The 20,572-nt window shown below is 59.7% G+C and carries 5 protein-coding genes and 1 pseudogene; 5 read left to right on the top strand and 1 reads right to left on the bottom strand.

Translation table 11 applies throughout. The annotated features are described in order from the left end of the window. The first annotated feature begins 141 nt into the window (after positions 1-141). The 5 genes from PSUM_RS29290 (at position 142) to PSUM_RS31640 (ending at position 18,360) form a co-directional block, all read left to right on the top strand. Positions 142-11,037, top strand: coding sequence for a peroxidase family protein (locus tag PSUM_RS29290; RefSeq protein ID WP_083348627.1), 10,896 nt, complete (start codon positions 142-144; stop codon positions 11,035-11,037). Between the two features lie 748 nt (positions 11,038-11,785). After that, positions 11,786-14,593 carry a multicopper oxidase domain-containing protein gene (locus tag PSUM_RS29285; RefSeq protein ID WP_083348628.1) on the top strand — a complete coding sequence of 936 codons (2,808 nt, stop codon included), beginning with the start codon at positions 11,786-11,788 and terminating at the stop codon, positions 14,591-14,593. Between the two features lie 235 nt (positions 14,594-14,828). Next, a complete protein-coding gene (locus tag PSUM_RS29280; protein WP_083348629.1) occupies positions 14,829-16,037 on the top strand; it encodes an MFS transporter in 1,209 nt (402 codons plus the stop codon). A gap of 379 nt (positions 16,038-16,416) precedes the next feature. Next, positions 16,417-17,868: a DUF1254 domain-containing protein gene (locus tag PSUM_RS29275; protein ID WP_231989903.1), complete on the top strand. Its 1,452-nt coding sequence runs from the start codon at positions 16,417-16,419 to the stop codon at positions 17,866-17,868. A gap of 171 nt (positions 17,869-18,039) precedes the next feature. Continuing rightward, the gene (locus tag PSUM_RS31640) at positions 18,040-18,360 is read left to right on the top strand and encodes a DUF2513 domain-containing protein (protein ID WP_141195528.1); all 321 of its coding nucleotides are present in this window, start codon (positions 18,040-18,042) and stop codon (positions 18,358-18,360) included. A 295-nt stretch (positions 18,361-18,655) separates the two neighbouring features. On the opposite strand, the pseudogene PSUM_RS29270 reads toward PSUM_RS31640, so the two are convergent. After that, a pseudogene (locus PSUM_RS29270) lies at positions 18,656-19,713 on the bottom strand (diguanylate cyclase). Positions 19,714-20,572: the final 859 nt, after the last annotated feature.

Genomic DNA, 20,572 nt, shown 5'->3' with positions numbered 1-20,572 from the left:
GCCGGGGGACGGCTTTGCCTAACCCACGCCTGCTCTCGCCCTGCAACTGAACCAACGAACTTCGCAAGCCAGCACCTGACTGGGCGTGGGAGGATTGTTTCGTCCTGTGCCTTTCCCCCAGAGAGATCGAGGACAATAAAAATGGCCAATTTCAACAAGTCGGACCTGGAATTCATACTCAAGCAAATCTTCATCGCGGAGGCGCACGCCGACGGCACCAGCCTCAGTGATTTGCTGCCCAACAGCCAAGTGCCATTCGGCCTGCGCACCGTCGATGGCAGCTACAACAACCTGGTCGCCGGGCAAACCGAGTTTGGCGCCGCGGACAATTCCTTCCTGCGCCTGCTTGATGCCCAGTATCGGGCGGCCTATGCCGCGTCAGGGAATGTGGTCGACCCGCAGCCACGGATAATCAGTAACCTGATCGTCGACCAGACCGCCAACAACCCGGCCGCGGTGGCGGCGAATGGCGGTGCCGACCCGGTGATCAGCCCCGGTCTGGATGGGGTGTTCGGCACGGCCGACGACAAGGAAGTGTTTTTCATTCCCAACGTGTCACCTGATGCTGGCCTGACCGCCGGCTTCAACTCGTGGATGACCTTCTTTGGCCAGTTCTTCGACCACGGCCTCGACCTGGTCACCAAGAGCAGTACCGACTTCGTGTTTGTTCCGCTGCAGCCGGACGATCCGTTGTTCGTACCGGGCAGCCCCACCAACTTCATGGTGCTGTCACGTGCAGTGCATTCCGCTGGCGCGGACGGAATCGTCGGCACTGCCGATGATGGCCAGACCAACACCACCTCGCCGTTCGTGGACCAGAGCCAAACCTACAGCTCGCACCCCTCGCATCAGGTGTTCCTGCGTGAGTACGCCCTCAACGCGGCAGGCAACCCTATTGCAACGGGCCGCTTGATTACCAACCGTGATCTCGGCGCCGATGGCAAGTTCGGCACGGCCGATGATGGCAATGGCGAAAATGGCGGCATGGCGACCTGGGCAGTGGTCAAGGCCCAGGCCCGCGACATTCTCGGGATCAACCTGACCGATGCCGATGTGCACAGCGTGCCGCTGCTGGCAACCGATGCGTATGGCAACTTCATCCGCGGACCGAGCGGCATGCCGCAGGTGGTGATGCGCGTCAGTAACGGTGCCGACGGTATCGGCGGGACGGCTGATGACGTCACGCAACTGGTCGAAGGCAATCGGGATGCGCCGATCAGCCTGGCCAATGCCGTGAGCACCGGGCATGCCTTCCTCGACGACATCGCCCACAATGCCGCGCCGGTCGTTGTTGGCGGGGTGCTGCAGGCAGATGCCGACACCGCTATCGGCAATGCGCAGGACGTTGGCCCCGGCGGCAACAACCTGACCTATGACAACGAACTGCTCGACGCCCACTACATTGCCGGCGACGGCCGGGTGAACGAGAACATCGGCCTGACTGCTGTGCACCATGTGTTCCACGCCGAGCACAACCGCCTGGTCCAGCAATCCAAGGACACCATTCTTGCTGCCGGCGACCTGGCTTTCCTCAATGAGTGGCTGGCGGACGATGTGACCGCGATACCGACGACCCCAGCCGATATCGCAGCGTTGGTATGGGACGGCGAACGCCTGTTCCAGGCCGCCAAGTTCGGTACCGAGATGCAGTATCAGCACCTGGTGTTCGAGGAGTTCGCGCGGACCATTCAGCCGCAGGTCGACGAATTTCTTGCCCCCAACGGTTATGACACCTCGATCAACCCGGCCATCCTCGCCGAGTTCGCCCACGTGGTGTACCGCTTCGGTCACTCGATGCTGACCGAAACCGTCGATCGCTTCGACCCTGAGTTCAATCCGCTCCTCACTGACCCGAACAACCCGGACTCGCAAATGGGGCTGATCGCGGCCTTCCTCAATCCGCTGGCGTTCGCCGGCAGCGGAGCGACATCGGACGAAGCGGCAGGGGCGATCATTCGCGGTGCGACCCGCCAGCTGGGCAACGAGATCGACGAATTTGTCACCGAAGCGTTGCGCAACAACCTGCTCGGCCTGCCGCTCGATTTGCCGGCCCTTAACCTGGCGCGCGGTCGCGACACTGGCATTCCCACGTTGAATGAAGCGCGCCGTGAGATGTACGCAGCCACCGGCGACAGCCAACTCACGCCGTACATCAGTTGGTCTGACTTTGCGGACCACCTCAAGCACCCCGAATCCCTGGTCAACTTCATCGCCGCTTTCGGCACCCACAGCGCATTGATCGCGGCCGATGTGGATACGCTGGTCGAAATGCGTGCGGTCGCCGCGGCCCTGGTGTTTGGTGGCAGCGCGGTGATCAACGCGGGTACTGCCGAAGAGCGTACCTTTACCGCCAATCTGGCCGATCGCCTGGCATTCCTTAACAGTACGGGCATCTACGCCATGGTCAATGGCGTCACCACCACCGGTGTGGACGACATCGACTTCTGGGTCGGTGGCCTCGCCGAGCAGAAGATGCCGTTCGGCGGCATGCTCGGCTCGACGTTCAACTTCGTCTTTGAAACCCAGATGGAGGCGTTGCAGAACGGCGACCGCTTCTACTACCTGTCGCGCGTCGCAGGCCTGAACTTCGGCACTGAGCTTGAGAACAACTCCTTTGCCAAACTGATCATGCTCAACAGCGATGTTACCCACCTGTCGAACACCGTGTTCCTGACGCCGACGTTCACCCTCGAAGTCAATCAGGCCAATCAGTTCACCAACCTGGGCGTGGACGGCAAAGCCGATCCGACTGGCGGCATCATGATCAACGGTGTGGAAATCGTGCCGCTGGTGATCCGCGACAATCCCGACACCGAAGGGCTGGACAGTAACTATCTGCAGTACACCGGTGAAGACCATGTCGTGCTGGGCGGCACTGCCGGCAATGACATCATCATCTCCGGCGAAGGCGATGACACCCTTTACGGCGACGGCGGCAACGATCGCCTCGAAGGCGGTGCCGGCAATGACGCGGTACTCGGCGGCGCGGGCGATGACATCATCACCGATTCGTTCGGCGACAACCGCCTGGAAGGCAACGCCGGTAACGATGTGATCATCGCCGGTAGCATGCTGGCTGGAGGCAACCTGATCCTGGGGGGCGATGGCCAGGACTTCATCGTCACCACCGAAGACATCACCACCACCTTCGGTGGCCAGGGTGACGATTTCATCCTCGGTGCCAAGACCAATCTGCCACCTACCGGCAACGAAGGTGACGACTGGATCGAGAAGGGCACCCAGGACGGTGCACCTGGCGATAATTTCGCGCCGTTGCTCACTGACGATACGATCGGCAACGACATCTTTGTCGGTGGCGGTGGCTTCGACGAAATGATCGGCGAGGGTGGCGATGACATCTTTGTCGGCAGCGATGCCCAGGACAAGATGGACGGCATGTCCGGTTTCGACTGGGTGACCTACAAGAATGACAGGGTCGGCGTGACCGTTGACCTGTCCTTGGCCGCGCTGGCGCAGCCACACGGTAACGCGCCAAATCAAAACGCCGGGGTGTTCAATCCGGTCGGAGCCTCGCCGGCCTCGATTCTCGACCGTTTTGCCGAAGTCGAAGGCTTGTCCGGTTCGAAATTTGCCGACGTGCTCAAAGGCGATGATGTGGATGCGGACACCATCATCAACCACGGTGGAACCACGGGCAGTGCGCTGACCAATGTGGCGTTGATTCGCGGCCTGGAGCAGTTTCTGGCCGATGCCGGCTTGCCAACCACCGGTTTTGCCACGGGCAACATCATCCTCGGTGGCAATGGCAGTGACCTGATCGAAGGCCGCGGAGGCGATGATCTGATCGATGGCGACAAATGGATCAACGTGAGAATTGCGGTGTATGGCGCCGACGACGTCAACCATACCGGGCCCGAGATCGCCAGCTTCGACAGCATGGTCGATATGATCCCGTTCATGCTCGACCGCACCTATAACCCGGGGCAGCTCAAGGCCGTGCGGGAAATCCTGCCCGGCACCTCGACGGGCGGGTCGGCCTTCGACACCGCCATATTTTCCGGGGTCCAGTCTGAATATGTGGTGACCCAGGACACCCGCGGCACGGCCAATCTGGCGGACGATGTCTGGACGGTGACAGACACCGTAGCCGGTCGCGACGGCACCGATACGCTGCTGCATATTGAACGCCTGCAGTTTGCCGATACCCAGCGAGTGCTGGTGCAAGGACTCAACGCTCAACCGGTTGGCAGACCGACCCTCAGCGATGGCAACGGCGGCGCGATAACGGTGGGCGACACGCTGAGTGTCAGCATGGCCGGGGTGCGCGATGCCAACAACGTCTCGGTGGGCAATCTCCAGGGGTTTATCAACAACGCCTCGGTGTCCTACTTCTGGCAGTTCGAGGCGGATCCGGGGAGCGGTGTGTTCGAGGACATCATCCTGTTGCCGGCCGGCGACCTGGCGTTCCAGAGTGCCGATGGCACCGCCTTCAAGGTTTCGCCTGACCTCGCCGGGTTGTCGTTGCGTGTCAAGGCGATCTACCAGGATGGTCATGGCACGACTGAAGTGGTGTTCTCGCAGCCAACTGCCGCGGTGGTTGCCGGGGCGCCGGTCGTGCCGACTGCACAGGTACCTGTCGTCGATGCCACGGCCGGTGGCGAAGGCCTTCACATGGTGCGCTCCGACCTCAATTTCATCCTTGATCAGATCAAGATTGCCGAGGCTGACGCGTCCGGGCAGGACATCCTCTCGCTGATCCCGAACATCCGCGCACCGTTGGGCCTGCGTGCGGTCGACGGGTCGAACAATAACCTGATGAACCTCAACGGCATCAACAACACCGAGTTTGGTGCCGCCGATAACACCTTTCCGCGCGTGAGCGATCCGGTCTTCAATCCGGCGCAATCGGGAACGTCTTATGCGCAGAACAGCGGCTTGGTGATTGACTCGCAGCCGCGCACCATCAGCAACCTGATCGTCGACCAGACATCGAACAACCCGGCGGCCTATGCCACGGCTTACGACCCGGGTGCCGACGGCGTGCTCAACTTCGGCGCGGATGGCAACGACGACGTACTCAAGGATGGCGTACGGATTGTCGCCAGCCCGGGCATGGACGGTCAGTTCGGTACTGGCGACGACCACGATGTGTACCTGTTCGAGAACACCGCGGCGGATGCGGGGTTGTCCGCGCCGTTCAATGCCTGGATGACCTTCTTCGGGCAATTCTTCGATCATGGGTTGGACCTGGTCACCAAGGGGGGCTCGGGCACCGTCTTCATCCCGCTGCAACCGGATGATCCGCTGTACGTGCCAGGCGGCAACACCAATTTCATGGTGATGACCCGCGCGACCAACCAGCCAGGGGCGGATGGCGTTCTCGGCACGGCCGACGACATCCATGAGCACACCAACACCACCACGCCGTTCGTGGACCAGAACCAGACCTACAGCTCGCATCCGTCGCACCAGGTGTTCCTGCGCGGGTATGTACTGACCGAAGACGGCCCCATCGCGACCGGCCGGCTGATCACTAACCGTGACCTGGGGGCGGATGGCAAGTACGGTACCGCTGACGACACCGAAATCGGTGGCATGGCGACCTGGAAAGTGGTCAAGGCGCAAGCCAACGATGTCCTGGGTATCCGCCTGACCGATGCCGACGTCGAGAACGGCCCGCTGTTGGCGACCGACGCCTATGGCAATTTCATCAAGGGGCCGAACGGCTTCCCGATGGTCGTGATGAAAGGGGCTGACGGGCTTGGCGGCACCGCTGATGACGTCCTCGTCGAAGGCAATCCGCTAGCCCCTATCAGCCTGGTCAATGCAGTGCGCACCGGTCACCAGTTCCTCGCCGACATTGCCCACAATGCAGCGCCGGTGTTCAGCGCTGGTGTGCTGGTTCCCGATGTCGATGACGACATTGGCAACGTGGTGCCATCCAATCCGCAGACCGGGGCCAATCTGGCTTACGACAACGAGTTGCTGGATGCGCACTACATCGCCGGCGACGGCCGGGTCAACGAGAACATCGGCCTGACCGCGGTGCATGCGATCTTCCACGCCGAGCACAATCGGCTGGTCGCGCAGACCAAGGACACCGTACTCGATTCGGCTGACGTGGCCTTCCTCAACGAGTGGTTGCTCACTCCGGTGGATGCGTTGCCAGCCACCCAGGCCGAGATCGATGCACTGGTGTGGAATGGCGAACGGCTGTTCCAGGCTGCCAAGTTCGGCACCGAGATGCAGTATCAGCACCTGGTGTTCGAGGAGTTTGCGCGCACCATCCAGCCCAGGGTCGACCTGTTCTTCGCGCCGACCCAGGTCTATGACGTCGACCTCGATGCCTCGATCGTCGCCGAGTTCGCCCACACCGTTTACCGGTTCGGCCACTCGATGCTGACCGAGACGGTCGATCGATACGACGTCGACTTCAACGTGATTGGCGATCCGAACAGCGCTGATCCCGATCAGCAACTGGGCTTGATCGCGGCGTTCCTCAATCCGTTGGCGTATGCCGCCAGCGGGGTGACGCCAGAGGATGCGACCAGTGCGATCGTGCGTGGGGTGACGCGCCAGGCCGGTAACGAAATCGATGAGTTCGTCACTGAGGCGCTGCGCAATAACTTGCTCGGCCTGCCGCTGGACCTGCCGGCGATCAACATCGCCCGTGGCCGCGACGTGGGGATTCCCTCGCTCAACGCGATTCGCCGCGACATCTACAGCCAGACCGGTGATACCCAACTCAAGCCGTACAGCAGTTGGGTCGACCTGGTGCAGCACCTCAAGCATCCGGAGTCGCTGATCAACTTCATCGCGGCCTATGGCACCCATGGCACCGTCCTGGCGGCGACCACGCTGGAAGGCAAACGCGCTGCAGCCTTGGCGCTGGTATTGGGGGGTGATGATGCGCCGTCCGACCGCCTGGACTTCCTCAACAGCAGCGGTACCTGGGCCAACGTGACGCGCGCCGGCAAGGATGGGGTGCAGGGGACCGCTGACGATCTGAAGGGGGTGACGATCACGGGCGTCGATGCGATCGACCTGTGGATCGGCGGCCTGGCCGAAGCGAAAACCCCGTTCGGCGGCATGCTCGGCTCGACCTTCAACTTCGTGTTCGAGAACCAGATGGAAAAACTCCAGGACGGCGACCGCTTCTACTACCTGGAACGTACCTCTGGCCTGTCGATGAACGCCGAACTGGAAAGCAACTCGTTCGCCAAGTTGATCATGGCCAACACCTCGGCGACGCACTTGCCGGGCCTGGTGTTCTCGGACCCCGGGTTCTATCTGGAAGTGGACAAGACCAAGCAGTACAACGATGGCCTGGGCAATGCCGATCCGCTTGGCGAAAACGGCGAGCAGGTGGTGTTCCGCGACAACCCGCTGACCGACGGGCCGGACACTCACTACATCAAGTACACCGGTGCAGAGCACATCGTGCTGGGCGGCACCAACAGCGCAGACATCCTCGTCTCGAGTGAAGGGGACGACACGGTCTGGGGTGACGGCGGCAACGACCGCATCGAAGGTGGTGACGGCAACGACCAACTGCGCGGTGGCGCCGGCGACGACATCATCACTGACGCCGGTGGCGACGATAACATCCAGGGTGGTGACGGCAACGACGTGTTGCACGGCGGCAACGGCGTCAACCTGATCATTGGCGGGTTCGGCAATGACTTCATCGTGACCGGCGAGGACGCTTCCGAAGCCATTGGTGGCCAAGGCAACGACTTCATCCTGGGCAGCAAAGCCAACGAACAGGACATGGGTAACGAAGGCGACGACTGGATCGAAAAGGGCACGTCGGACGGTGCACCTGGCGACAACTTCGACCCGGCTGGCAATGATCCGGTGATCGGTCACGATGTGTTCATCGGCGGTAACGAGAACGATAAGTTCAACGGTGAAGGCGGTGACGACATCATGGTCGGCAGTCTCGGCATGGGTGACCGCTATATCGGCGGCTCCGGCTATGACTGGGCGACCTTCAAGGGGCTCGCCCAAGGCGTGACCATCGACTACACCGAACGCTTCTTCGATGTTCCATCGATGCCGGGTTCGGGTGCTTCAGCGCTGGTGCGTTTCGACATCATGGAAGGTTTGTCGGGTTCCTCGCACGGTGACTTCCTGCGCGGTGATAACGAAGATGCCACATCGCTGCCCACTGCGGGTGCAACCGGCAGTGTGCTGACCAACATCAACCTGATCAACGGGCTGGCTGACTTGCTGGTAGACGGGGCGACGTACTTCGACGGCGGCAACATCATCCTCGGCGGCAGCGGCAGCGACCTGATCGAAGGTCGCGGTGGTGACGACATCATCGATGGTGACAAGTGGCTGAACGTGCGCATCAGCGTACGGGAAAATGCCGATGGCACCGGCGAGGAGATCGCCACGTTCGACAGTATGGAACCCTTGGTGCCGTTTATGCTGAACGGTACTTACAACCCGGGCCAGTTGGTCATCGTGCGGGAGATCCTGAGCGGCGATGACAGCTTCGACACCGCGTTTTTCTCCGGTAACCTGGGGGAATACGGAATCGAGATCGATGGCGACACGGTCATTGTGACCGACTCGGTAGCGGGGCGTGATGGTGTCGATCGCTTGACGGGTATCGAGCGTCTGCAGTTCGCTGACGGGGCGCAGTCGTCCGGCGTGGGCACCGCGCAAAACAGCGACCCGTCGGGTCATCTGGCAATCCTCGATGCTGGCACCGGCCTGCGTGACGAAACGCCGGTTGCCGGCCAGTTGCTGCGCGTCAGCGGGCAGGCGGTACGGGACGCGGACAGCCAGAGTGTGGCCAACCCGACCGGTGCGATTACCGGGGCGGTGGCTTACTACTGGCAGGTCGAGAACATCGCGGGTTCAGGCATCTATGAAGACATCACCGTCATCGCCGCTGGCGAGGCATCGCGTGCCACCGGCAGCACCTACCGGGTGACGGACGATGTGGCGGGCCTGAACATCCGTGTCCGTGCGGTGTATCAGGATGCCAAGGGCACGCTGGAGATCGTCGATTCGTCCGGGAACAGTACGCCGACCGAAGGGCCGACCGTAACCGGGCTTGCCGTACAGAACCAGCTGTTGACCGCTGACCCGGCGAGCATCATCGACGCCGATGGCGTGAGCACGACGCAGTTCAGCTACCAGTGGCAGGCGAACGACGGGCTCGGCTTCGTCAACATCGCCGGTGCTACCGCCAGCACGTTCGCGCTTGGCCAGGCCCAGGTCGGCCAGGAAGTGCGCGTAGTCATCGGTTACGTGGATAACTTCGGAGTGGCCGAAAGCGTTGCGTCGAACATCCTGGGGCCGGTGGACAACGTCAACGATGCACCGACCCAAGGGCCGACCGTTACCGGGCTTGCAGTGCAGAACCAGGTGTTGACCGCCAATCCGGCGAGCATCATCGACGTCGATGGCCTGAGCAATCCGCAGTTCACCTACCAATGGCAGGCGAACAGCGGGACCGGCTTCGTCAACATTGTCGGCGCAACTGCCAGTACGTTCGCGCTTGGCCAGGCTCAAGTCGGCCAGGCAGTGCGCGTGTTGATCGGTTATGTGGATGACTTCGGTGCGGCGGAAAGCGTTGCGTCCAACATCCTGGGGCCGGTGGCCAACGTCAACGATGCACCGACAGGCGCGTTGCTGATCAGCGATACGACTCCGGATCAAGGGCAGGTGCTGACCGCGCTGACGGGTGGGATTGCCGATCCGGACGGGCTGGGCACCTTCAGCTTCCAGTGGCAGCAAGGGGTCGGCACGTCCTTCACCGACATCAACGGCGCGACTGCTGCGACCTTCACCCCCGGTGCGGCGCAGGCCAATCTGCAACTGCGGGTGATCGTGCGCTACACCGATGCCTTCGGCACGCTGGAGTCGGTGACTTCTGCGGCGACGGCGGCGGTGGTTGTGGCACAAGGCGTGGTACTGCAGGGCGATGCCTTGGCAAACATCCTCACCGGCACCGCGGCTAACGATGTGCTGCTTGGCCTGGGCGGGAACGATACGCTCAATGGCCTCGCCGGTATCGACCAGTTGTTGGGCGGCACTGGCAACGACATCCTCAATGGCGGCGACGACAATGACGTCCTCAATGGCGAGGACGGCAACGACACCCTCAACGGCGGGCTCGGCGCGGATGCCATGAGCGGCGGTCTCGGCAACGACACCTTTGTGGTCGACAACGTCGGTGACCTTGTCACCGAGGCGCTGGGTGCTGGTACCGATCTGGTGCAAACCAGCCTGACCACCTACCTGCTCGGCGCCAACGTCGAGAGCCTGACCTATACGGGAGCCGGTAACTTCACCGGTACCGGTAACGCGCTGGCCAACACCATCACCGGCGGGGTCGGCAACGACACCCTCAACGGCGGTGCAGGTGCCGACCGGTTGGTGGGGGGCGCCGGCAACGATACCTACGTTGTCGATGCAGCCGCAGACGTCGTGGTCGAGGTCGCCGGTGGCGGTACGGACACCGTGCGGACGTCGCTGGCCAGCTACACGCTGGGCGCTGAGGTCGAGAATCTGACCTACACCGGAGTCGGCAACTTCGTCGGCAACGGTAACGGGTTGGATAACGTCATCAACGGCGGGGTGGGTAATGACACCCTCAATGGTGGTGGCGGCAACGACACCCTCAACGGCGGAAGCGGGGTGGATGTCTTGAACGGTGGAGCAGGCAACGACACGCTGTTCGGTGGTGACGCTAACGACACCTTGTTGGGAGGGATCGGTGATGACTTTATCGATGGCGGTACTGGCAATAACAGGGTCACAGGTGGTGCCGGCAACGACACCCTGGTTGCCAGCAGCGGCAACGATATCTTCGTGTTCGCAGCGGGCTTCGGGGCCGATCAGATCATCGGCTTCGATGCCGACGCGGCAGGAGGCCAGGATCGGCTCGATATTTCCTCGTTCGGCGTCAATGCTGTGACCTTTGTCGGCAACGTCATCATCACCGATGTCGGTGCGGATACCTTGATCAGCTCCGCAGGCGCTGAATCCATCCGCCTGGTCGGAGTGGCCGATGCGACAACCATAACGGCCGCAGACTTCATTCTCGCCACTTGAGGTCCTGATCAGTACGTTCGCAGACGCGTGTAAAGCGCAGGGGAGGGCATGGAAGCCCTCCCTTTTCTTTTGAAAAAAACGGGTCGTTGGTCAAGCGAGGAAAAAAGGGCACCCGGCCTCGAAGAGTTCAGCTTCCCGGGTCATGGGCGGTCAAGGTGATGAAGGATTTTCCCTGATTCCTAACTGCAGAACAGGAAGATGTGACTCCAGGCGACCCCTGTCGAAAAAATGAAAACCATGAGTGCTAGCGTGAGGATTATGGAATCGTTCCGCATGGTAGTGACCCCTCGCAGGCTGGCGGCTGATCTGCGGCGCAGGTGTGTTATCCAGGCATCGATTGCACGTCTGCGAGTGCCCCTGGAGCCGTTAGTTTACCCAGAGCATTCTCTATGCCAAAGCTCCGGCAACCCGCTGTACCCCGGCGCGAAAGCGGCCTGATTGCGTGGACAATTTCTCCAGCTGAAAAGTTGATGGCGGGTGTGGGTAATACTGCCCATTTATGTGGAATTGCTCCGAATGTGGGTACTGTAAATCGCCGCTGGAGTGAGGTTGTAAAGGTACCCCCTGAATTGGGTGTGAACTTTCCCCGGGAATGGGTGTCAATCCCCAGTCGTTTTTTCGATGGTTGCATATTAGTGTTTGTAAGTTATTGTTTTATAGCGTTTTAATGTTTTTATAAGGCCGTTGCGTTTGGCCGACTCCTTGCACTGTCCCCACTACCCCCTTCACACATTCGAGGCGGCTGGTGATGGACACAAAAGCGCGTTATCCCTTCAAATGGTCTGGCCTGTTGACGCCATTAAGCATCGCTTTGTCGATGACACTCAGCACAGGGAACTTGCGCGCCAGCCCCATCGACGATGAGCGACAGCCGGAGCCAACGGATCCCTCTGCCTATCACGATGAAGCAGCTGACAAAGCGGCGGCGTTGAACGCCATTTTGACCATGCCTGATGCCAACATGGATTCCTTCGATCTGCCCGGTGGCGTCAAAGGCAGCAAAGACACCACGCGAGTGGAAAACATCCTGCCGCCAACGCTGCAGACCAGTTTCAACTACCCCACCAACGGCAAGCCCAGCCCACTGTACGGTGCGCTGCCGTTCACCCAGCAACTGTTGCTGTTTGAAGAGTTCGGCCTGGAAAAACTCGACCCTACTACCCCGGCTGCACTGTTGCCTTTTCCACCCGCCGCCATCGGCCCGCTGCCGCAACAGGATCCCACCAGCGTGGCACGCAGCGCTCCGCCGAGTGCAGCGCTCGATGCGTTCTTGCGTCAACCGGGCTTGACTCCATACCCCAGCCAGTATTCGAACGTGGTCGACCGCAACCCTTGGCAGAAGCAGATTGAGTTTTTCCTCAACCGCCGTATCGGCTCGTCGGCTGAAGGCCGTCCGCCAGGAAAAGGCTGGTCGCACCAGCGCTGGAACGAGTTCTACCCGCAGGTTGCCTACAAGACAGTGCAAACCGGTGCACGGTTGAATACCGGTTTGCGTGATAGTCGGCAGATGCACCGCTATGCCATGGGCGAGTTTGGCCCCGGTGGCCTCTATTACAATGTGGCTGGCGTGCCGGCGACCGCGGGTACCTCCAAAGGCGCTGAACCGCGGTTTCACCCGAAAATGCCAGTGCAGAAACACAACTCGCTGTGGACCTTCGACGGCACCTTGCCGCCCAAATTGCTGATGGTGCGCTACGGGCAGCCCGTGTTGATGCGCCATTACAACGGCTTGCCAATCGACCCGTCGGCCAACATGGGTTTTGGCCTGCACACCATCAGTACCCACGAACACAACGGCCACGTGCCAGCGGAAAGCGACGGTTATGCCAACGCGTTTTTCTTCCCCGGGCAGTTTTACGACTATCGCTGGCCGATCCAGTTGGCCGGCTACGACAGCATCAACACCAAGGCCGAGGATCTGCGTGCAGCGTTTCCGTGCTCGCCGGGCGAGACCCTGTGGACCAATGACATGAGTCCAGGCCGCAAGACGTGCGAGAACGGCACGATCAAGATCCGCGGCGACTGGCGCGAAACCATGAGCACCCACTGGTTCCACGACCACATGCTCGATTTCACCGCGCAGAACGTCTACAAGGGCAACGCGGCGATGATGAACTACTACAGCGCCCTGGACCGCGGCAACGAGTCGGTGAACGACGGCGTCAACCTGCGTTTGCCCAGTGGCAGCGCCTTGCCTTGGGGAAATCGCGACTACGACGTCAACCTGCTGTTTGCCGACAAGGCGTGGGACAAGAACGGTCAACTGTGGTTCAACCCCTTCAACACTGCCGGCTTCCTCGGTGACCAGGTGCTGGTCAACTGGAGGTGGAAACCGACCCTGGACGTGCGCGCCCGCAGCTATCGCTTGCGCATGCTCAATGGCTCGGTGTCGCGTTACTTCAAGCTGGCGCTGGTGCGTGAAATCAAGGGCACCACAGGTGAGTTCCCAGGGCCCGTCGGGTCAGGAGTGTCCTATGCCCGCGTGCCGTTCCACATGATTGCCAACGACGGCAACATCATGGAACACAGCGTGCCGTTCGACGGCAGCATGGACCTCGACGCCGACGGCGACAAACAGAACCACAACGCGATCCTGCCCACCCTGGGCATCGCCGAACGTTTCGACATCATCGTCAACTTCGCGAAAAACGGGATCAAACCGGGCGACAAGCTGTTCTTCGTCAACCTGCAGGTGCATGAAGACGGCAAGGGCCCGGAAGAACCCGCCTCCCTGGCTGACGTGTTGTCCGAGAAATACCGGGCGATCCTCAAGCAAACCAGCAAGGGGCCGAAGTGGGAGGAGGGTGATCCGGCGGTGGGCAAGGTGCTGCAACTTAACGTCAAGGCCTACACCGGGCAGGACCTGGCCATGGACCCGGCCGCTTATGAACCGGCTAAACCCGGTAAGGCTGAAGGCCTGGTGATGATCCCGCTGAAGATTCACCGCGACAATCTTGCCGATAAGGCGCTGCTGGCCAAGGCCCGTCACCGCACCTTCACCTTCGGCCGTTCCGACGGCACCGATGAAGCACCCTGGACGGTCAAGACCGATGGCGGCTTCGGCTTCCAGATGGACCCACGGCGCTTGAGCGCCTCGGCGCAGTTGGCCAGTGGCCCCACCGATGCCGGTGCGACCGGTTTCGGCACCCTGGAAGTCTGGAACATCAAGCTCGGCGGCGAAGGCTGGAGCCACCCGGTGCATGTGCACTTCGAGGAGGGGATCATCCTCAATCGCGGCGGCAAGGCGCCACCGGAATGGGAAAAATGGGCACGCAAGGACGTGTACCGTATCGGCCCGGAAAAGGACGGCCTGGACAACGTAGAAATAGCGATCAGCTTTCGCGAGTTCGCCGGGACCTACATGGAGCACTGTCACAACACCCAGCACGAGGACAACTCCATGCTTTTGCGCTGGGACGTTGAGAAACCCGGGCAATTCCAGCTGATGCCGACACCGCTGCCCAGTTGGGACGGTGTGCGCTACGTGAACTCCGCCGCGCTGCCAACCTTCCGCACTGGCGACGGCAACGGCCCGCAAGCGGTGGCCAAGCCATGAACCGCGAGGGAGCCCGGCCTTACACGGGATACGCCGCGCTCCCGCGCCCCGGGCATGCAGCTGTTATTGCTGCTGGTCACCTGCCTGCCGGGCCTTGAAGGAGCACTGTCGCCGAAGGAGTCGGCGACGCCCTGGGGATTGCGCTAGCGTAATCGTCGGTTCGGTGGTCATGGCTAACGGTGGCACACTGTCGTTCTCAGTCTTTCCTTCGTACCCATGAGTACAGGATGAAAAAATGAGTAGCGAAAGTCCGCGCACCGGCGCTGAGCGTTCTGGCATTCCCCGCACGATCTGGGCGTTAGGCTTTGTCAGCCTGTTCATGGATCTTTCGTCCGAGATGGTACACAGTCTGCTGCCCGTGTTCATGGTCACTACATTGGGGGCCAGTGCATTGACCGTCGGGGTAATCGAGGGGGTTGCCGAGTCGACCGCGATGCTCATCAAGGTGTTCTCCGGGGCGATCAGCGACTTCATGGGGCGGCGCAAAGGATTGTTACTGCTTGGGTATGGCGTAGCGGCTCTGAGCAAGCCCCTTTTTCCCCTGGCACACTCGGTGGAAGTGGTCTTCACCGCACGCTTTCTGGATCGAATCGGCAAAGGCATCCGGGGTGCACCGCGAGATGCCCTGGTTGCAGATGTGTCGCCGCCGTCAATCCGTGGTGCCTGTTTTGGGCTGCGCCAGTCGATGGACACCGTAGGCGCTGTTCTTGGCCCTGCCATGGCCATCGTGCTGATGATATGGCTTGCCGATATCCAGCTTGTGCTGTGGTTTGCAGTGATCCCGGCAATAGTGGCGGTGGCGCTCATCGTCGTGGGGGTCAAGGAGCCCACGCCTGTCTCCAGGGAGCGAACGTTCCGATCTCCCATTCATTGGCGAGTCCTTCCCGGCTTCTCCCGTGGCTATTGGTGGGTCGTCGTTATTGGCGGCGTCTTTACACTTGCCCGTTTCAGCGAGGCGTTCCTGGTTTTACGGGCGCAGCAGACAGGCCTGTCGGTCGCCTGGGTTCCGCTGGTGATGGTAGTCATGGCCATTTTTTATGCGTTGTCCGCTTATCCCGCCGGCTGGCTGTCTGATCGCATCAGCCGTACGAAGCTGCTGTGCATGGGCATGGGATTACTCATCCTGGCGGATCTGGTGCTCGCTGGATCCGGTTCGATCATCACGATGATGCTGGGTGTCGCGTTGTGGGGGCTTCATATGGGATTCAGCCAGGGCATTCTTGCCACGCTGGTAGCGGATACCGCGCCCATGGACCTGAAGGGAACCGCCTTCGGTATTTTCAATCTGGTCAGTGGTGTATGCATGCTGATCGCCAGCGTTCTGGCGGGTGCGATATGGCAAGGCATGGGCTCAGTCAATACGTTCCTCGCGGGGGCATTGTTGGCCGCGACAGCCCTGTTCTTGCTGATTGCTGTTGAACGCAGCAGGGGCCGAGCAAGCTAGGGCGTAACGCCCTGGCGGATAGCGGATGTCACTGTTTCTTTTTCGCCGGCTTGCCTGCCTTGTCTTTCTTGTCGGATGACTTCGAAAGAGCCGAGGCCGCAGCGGGTTTCCTTTGCTTCGAAATCGACGACCCTCTCCAATTGGGGGGGGAGAAACCAGGGAGCAGGGAGCACAGTGTTTGCTCATCGACAGCGGGTAAAGGCACCCGTGATGCAACAGACCGACCCGGCTTGCGTTTCGTTGAGCGGTTGTAATCGAGTGAGGTCGGTGCATTGCGCAGCCTGATTCGCAACAAGACGATCGATGATCGCTTGGATAATCGAAGGAGAGAGAGATGTCAGGAACCTCCAGGGCACTGGGACAGATACTGCCGATCGCAATGGCTGCGCTGCTCGGCACCGCCGCACCCCTTGTGCTCGCCCAGGCAGAAGCCGTGCCCTCGCAAGCGCTGGTACTGCCTTCAGGACCAGCCGAAAATACCCGTATTACCGAAGCATACGCTCGCCTGGTGGCGCGTGATGCCTGGTTCTGGGCCTGGCCGATGGTCAACATGTACAATCGGCGCCTGGCTTACGCCAAAGCTCCCGAGCAAGGGCTCATTGGCGGCACGCTGCCAATCGCACCCCACAATCGCCTGACCATGCTCAGCGATTACATCAAGCCGGATCAGCGCTCCATCGCCTGTCCCAACCAGGACGTCGTTTACGGCGCTGGTTACCTGGCGCTCAATGACAGCCCGGTGGTCATCCAGATACCTGACTTCGGCAAACGATTCTGGGTCATTCAACTCTCCGATCTACGCACTGAAAGCATCAATGGCCTGGGCGTAATGTACGGAACCAAACCCGGTTTTTATCTGGTCGTGGGGCCGAACTGGCAGGGTACGGTGCCCAAGGGCATTACCCGAGTGATCCGGACTCAATCCAATGCCGCCTTCGTCGGCCCACGCGTTTTTCAAGATGACACGCCGCAGGACAGGCAAGCGGTGCAAGAGGTCATCCAAGGCATCAACGTCTATCCAGTCGCCGAATACGACGGCACTATGAAACGCCAGGACTGGCGAAAGCTGCCGGTCTTCCCGAAGCGCGATGACGCCAGGGGCGAAACCCGCTGGGTGCGTCCCGACGTCTTTTTCGATCAGTTGCCGGCCGTATTGGACCTGGCACCGGCGGTGGCTGGAGAGGCGGCGCGTTATGCGCAAGTATTGGCCGTGATCGCCGCTGCGCAGAAAAATCCGGAATTGAAGCAGGCGATGATCGACGAGGCGGAAAAAGCCGATCGGGAACTGATCGACCCATTGCTACAGTTCCGCAACTGGGGCATTGAGCTACCCCATCACTGGTCCACCATCACCAATGGGGCACACTTTGGCACCGACTATTTCACACGCACCGCCGTGGCGAAGTCGAACATCCTGGTGAATGCACCCAACGAGACACGGTACTTCTATCAAGACCTCGATGCAGCCGGCATGCGTCTCAATGGTGCGACTGCTTACACGGTCACCTTCGCGAAGGGACAATTGCCGCCAGTGAAGGGCTTCTGGTCGCTCACTGCGTATGACTCTGCGCACTTTTTTGTGCCCAACCCGCTCAACCGTTACTCGCTCGGCACGAAAAACCAGGATCTGAAGACCAATGCTGACGGCTCGCTGACATTCTATGTACAGGCCGAGTCGCCAGGCGCGGACAAGGAAAGTAATTGGCTACCGGCACCGAAAGGGGCGGACTTCTCCCTCTTCCTGCGAGCTTATTGGCCGGATGATGCAATTACGAAGGGCCTCTGGACACCCCCGGCAATCGAAAAGCGTGCAGTCGATACCTCCAGCTGACAGATCGCCAGCGAGCGGGAGAAATCCCGTTCGCAGGGGCGATTTTTTTTCAACAGTGGGTTGGTCGTCGCAGGTCTTAAGACTCAGGAGCCAAGCCGGATTTTTTGTTTCTATAAGCAATTCGATAAGAATAGAACCGAACCAAAGTAGTTAATTTCTGTGAGGTGCAATGTGAAACGAGACAACACGCTGATTTTTGGAGTTTTGTCGTGCATTGAATCCAGCCTGATATCCGTTGGGTCTTCATATTCGGAAATTACGCATCAGCTTGAACACGATTATGGCATCTCTGATGATAGTGAGCATCTTGGAGATTTCCAAAGAAGTTTGGAATATCAGATGGAGATCCTCGAAGATGCTGGATTCGTGAAGAAATACTCAGAACACTACGATACTCCGGACAATATTTTTTATCGTTTGACGTGGGCTGGACACGATTATCTCGATGACAGAAGAACGGCTGGTTGCTTAGTCACGCGGCTTGTCACTTAAAGACCCCGTTATCATTCAGATGAAAAGCTTAAGCGTATCTCGTCAGGACCACATGTGACTTTGCTTCCCAGTGTGGGATATCAAGATAGGCCAACGAGTACGAAATGTGGTTGACTTACTGAAGTCGTATCCAGGCACACGCGCCATCGACAGTAGCTTTTTAACGATGCTCGCCTTCCATGCTGGCTACCCCTGCGAAAAATGATCTGGGTTGCACCCTGGGCATAGCCCACGATGAAACCATCTAGTTGCTGTAAAAATTGGTTTACAACGGGGCTAGCGAATCCACTGTGATTCAAGGTGCGTTGACGATGTCGCCTGAGGTGAAATGGACCTTATCGCGCCCACTGTTCTTGGCCGCATACAGCGCCTTGTCGGCTTCGTTGAGCCAGTCTGCGGCGTCGGTCATTGCACTGCTGCACGATGCCAAGCCGATACTCAGACTGACTCGCAGCTCAGGCAGTTGCTCATTGCGGTAGTTGCCCATTGCCCTTCGCAATCGCTCCATAATTTCGCCGGCCTGGCTCAGTGGGCTGTTGGGCAGGATCACACAGAACTCGTCTCCACCACAGCGACCGGCTAGGTCACCTTGGCGAAGGATTTTCTTAAGTTCGGCGCTCAGCTGGCGTAGCACGCTGTCGCCAACGAGATGGCCGTAAGTGTCGTTGATTTGTTTGAAGTGATCGACATCAATGATCGCGATCACCGTTTCGAAGCTCTCCTGCCGGCAGGTGAAAAACTGCACGTTAAGCAAATCCTTCCACGCCCCATGATTGAACAGGCCGGTGAGACTATCGGTACAGCTCAGGGCGCTAAGACGGCGCTTGTGGTCGGCGAGCTTATGGCCAGGCGATAACAGACCCAGCCCAGCGCTAACGGGTAGAGCGTCAGCATCGGCAAGCAGGCGTAAATCTGTAGGGCGGTTACATTAAGCTGCACCTGCGGACCGAACAGTGTTATCGCAAGCAGAATTCCGACAACCTGGGCTAGCGCGCCATGCACGAACAAACGCTGGCCGCCTGCAGCGACGTTGTTCATCGTCATCATCGAAAGGATGGTAACGGCAGGCAAGGGATTGAACTGCATGGTCGCGGTCCAGAACCCGCCCATCACTGAGTCGTAGAGTAAGTTGCGCCGCTCCGCCTGATACGGCTCACTCGCACGGATGGCCAATTGATAGGCCAGATGCGGCCAAACCAAGCCGTTGAAAAGCAACAGTATCCATATCCATCCCGGCAGATCCAGCGGCGCAATGGCGGCCAGTACGCTGAGCATGCCAATCGCCAGGCCAATAAGGCGTGGCAGGTAGATTCGTTTGGCAAAAGACTGTCCTTTGCCAATTTTATTTTCCATTATCCCATTACCATTCATTGGTCGCTCCCTCGATCGATATGGTCTACTGCAGGGTCGCCGCTAATCGCATAATTCGCATAAACATTCTTCAATATTAACGCGAGGGTGAAGAGCGGCCTTGCAAGCGCTCTCAAGGCTTAGGCAAACCGCTCTGACTCCCGGCCTGCCACGATCGTACAAGTCTCGCTGGCCATTCGATCATAATGTTGAATCGCCAGCAGAGCGACTTCTGAATCGGTCCTGGTTTCATAGGCACATCTGACAGGCCGTTTTTGGCCGATTCTGTTGAAAAAGTCAGCCATGGTTTTTACAGCAAAAAAATACGCACTTGAGATTGAAGTCTTTACTTTGAGCAGAAGATTCCGTGGCTCAGATTTAGCGTGGCGGCGCGCAAAAAAGGCATTTTCAACGGTAAGTATGCGGACAGTCTGGAAGGACCGACGTTTTCAACAATATCGGGCGTTTTCTGCCTGTCACGAGGGCCGGTAGACGTCTAAACAGCCGCTCGGATGCTTTAAGGAAAGCAGGGGCGATTCCCCTGCCACCTAGTCGGTCCGACGGTGTGGCTGAAGGGGCAGTAATGGCCCGCTCGTCCTGGTGTGAGATATCAAGGTGACAGTACGGCGAACGAGTGGTCAGCTACGACATTCGAGCTCTAGTGAAAAAAGCGCGCCGTCTAGCCAGTGTGCACGGTGCCTTACGCTCGTCGCCCAGTACGAGCGGGCCTTAGCTCATGCCACGGCCCGCTTACGCTTGGCGACAATTGTGTCTGGTCATGATGTTTGGGAGATCATGCTGGGCACTAACGGACTGGATGCCACCCGCCAAGCGCGGTATCAAATAGCCATGCAGGGTCTAG

Source organism: Pseudomonas umsongensis, from assembly GCF_002236105.1.
GTDB classification, from domain to species: Bacteria; Pseudomonadota; Gammaproteobacteria; order Pseudomonadales; family Pseudomonadaceae; genus Aquipseudomonas; species Aquipseudomonas umsongensis.
This window is presented reverse-complemented; position numbering and strand designations above follow the sequence as displayed.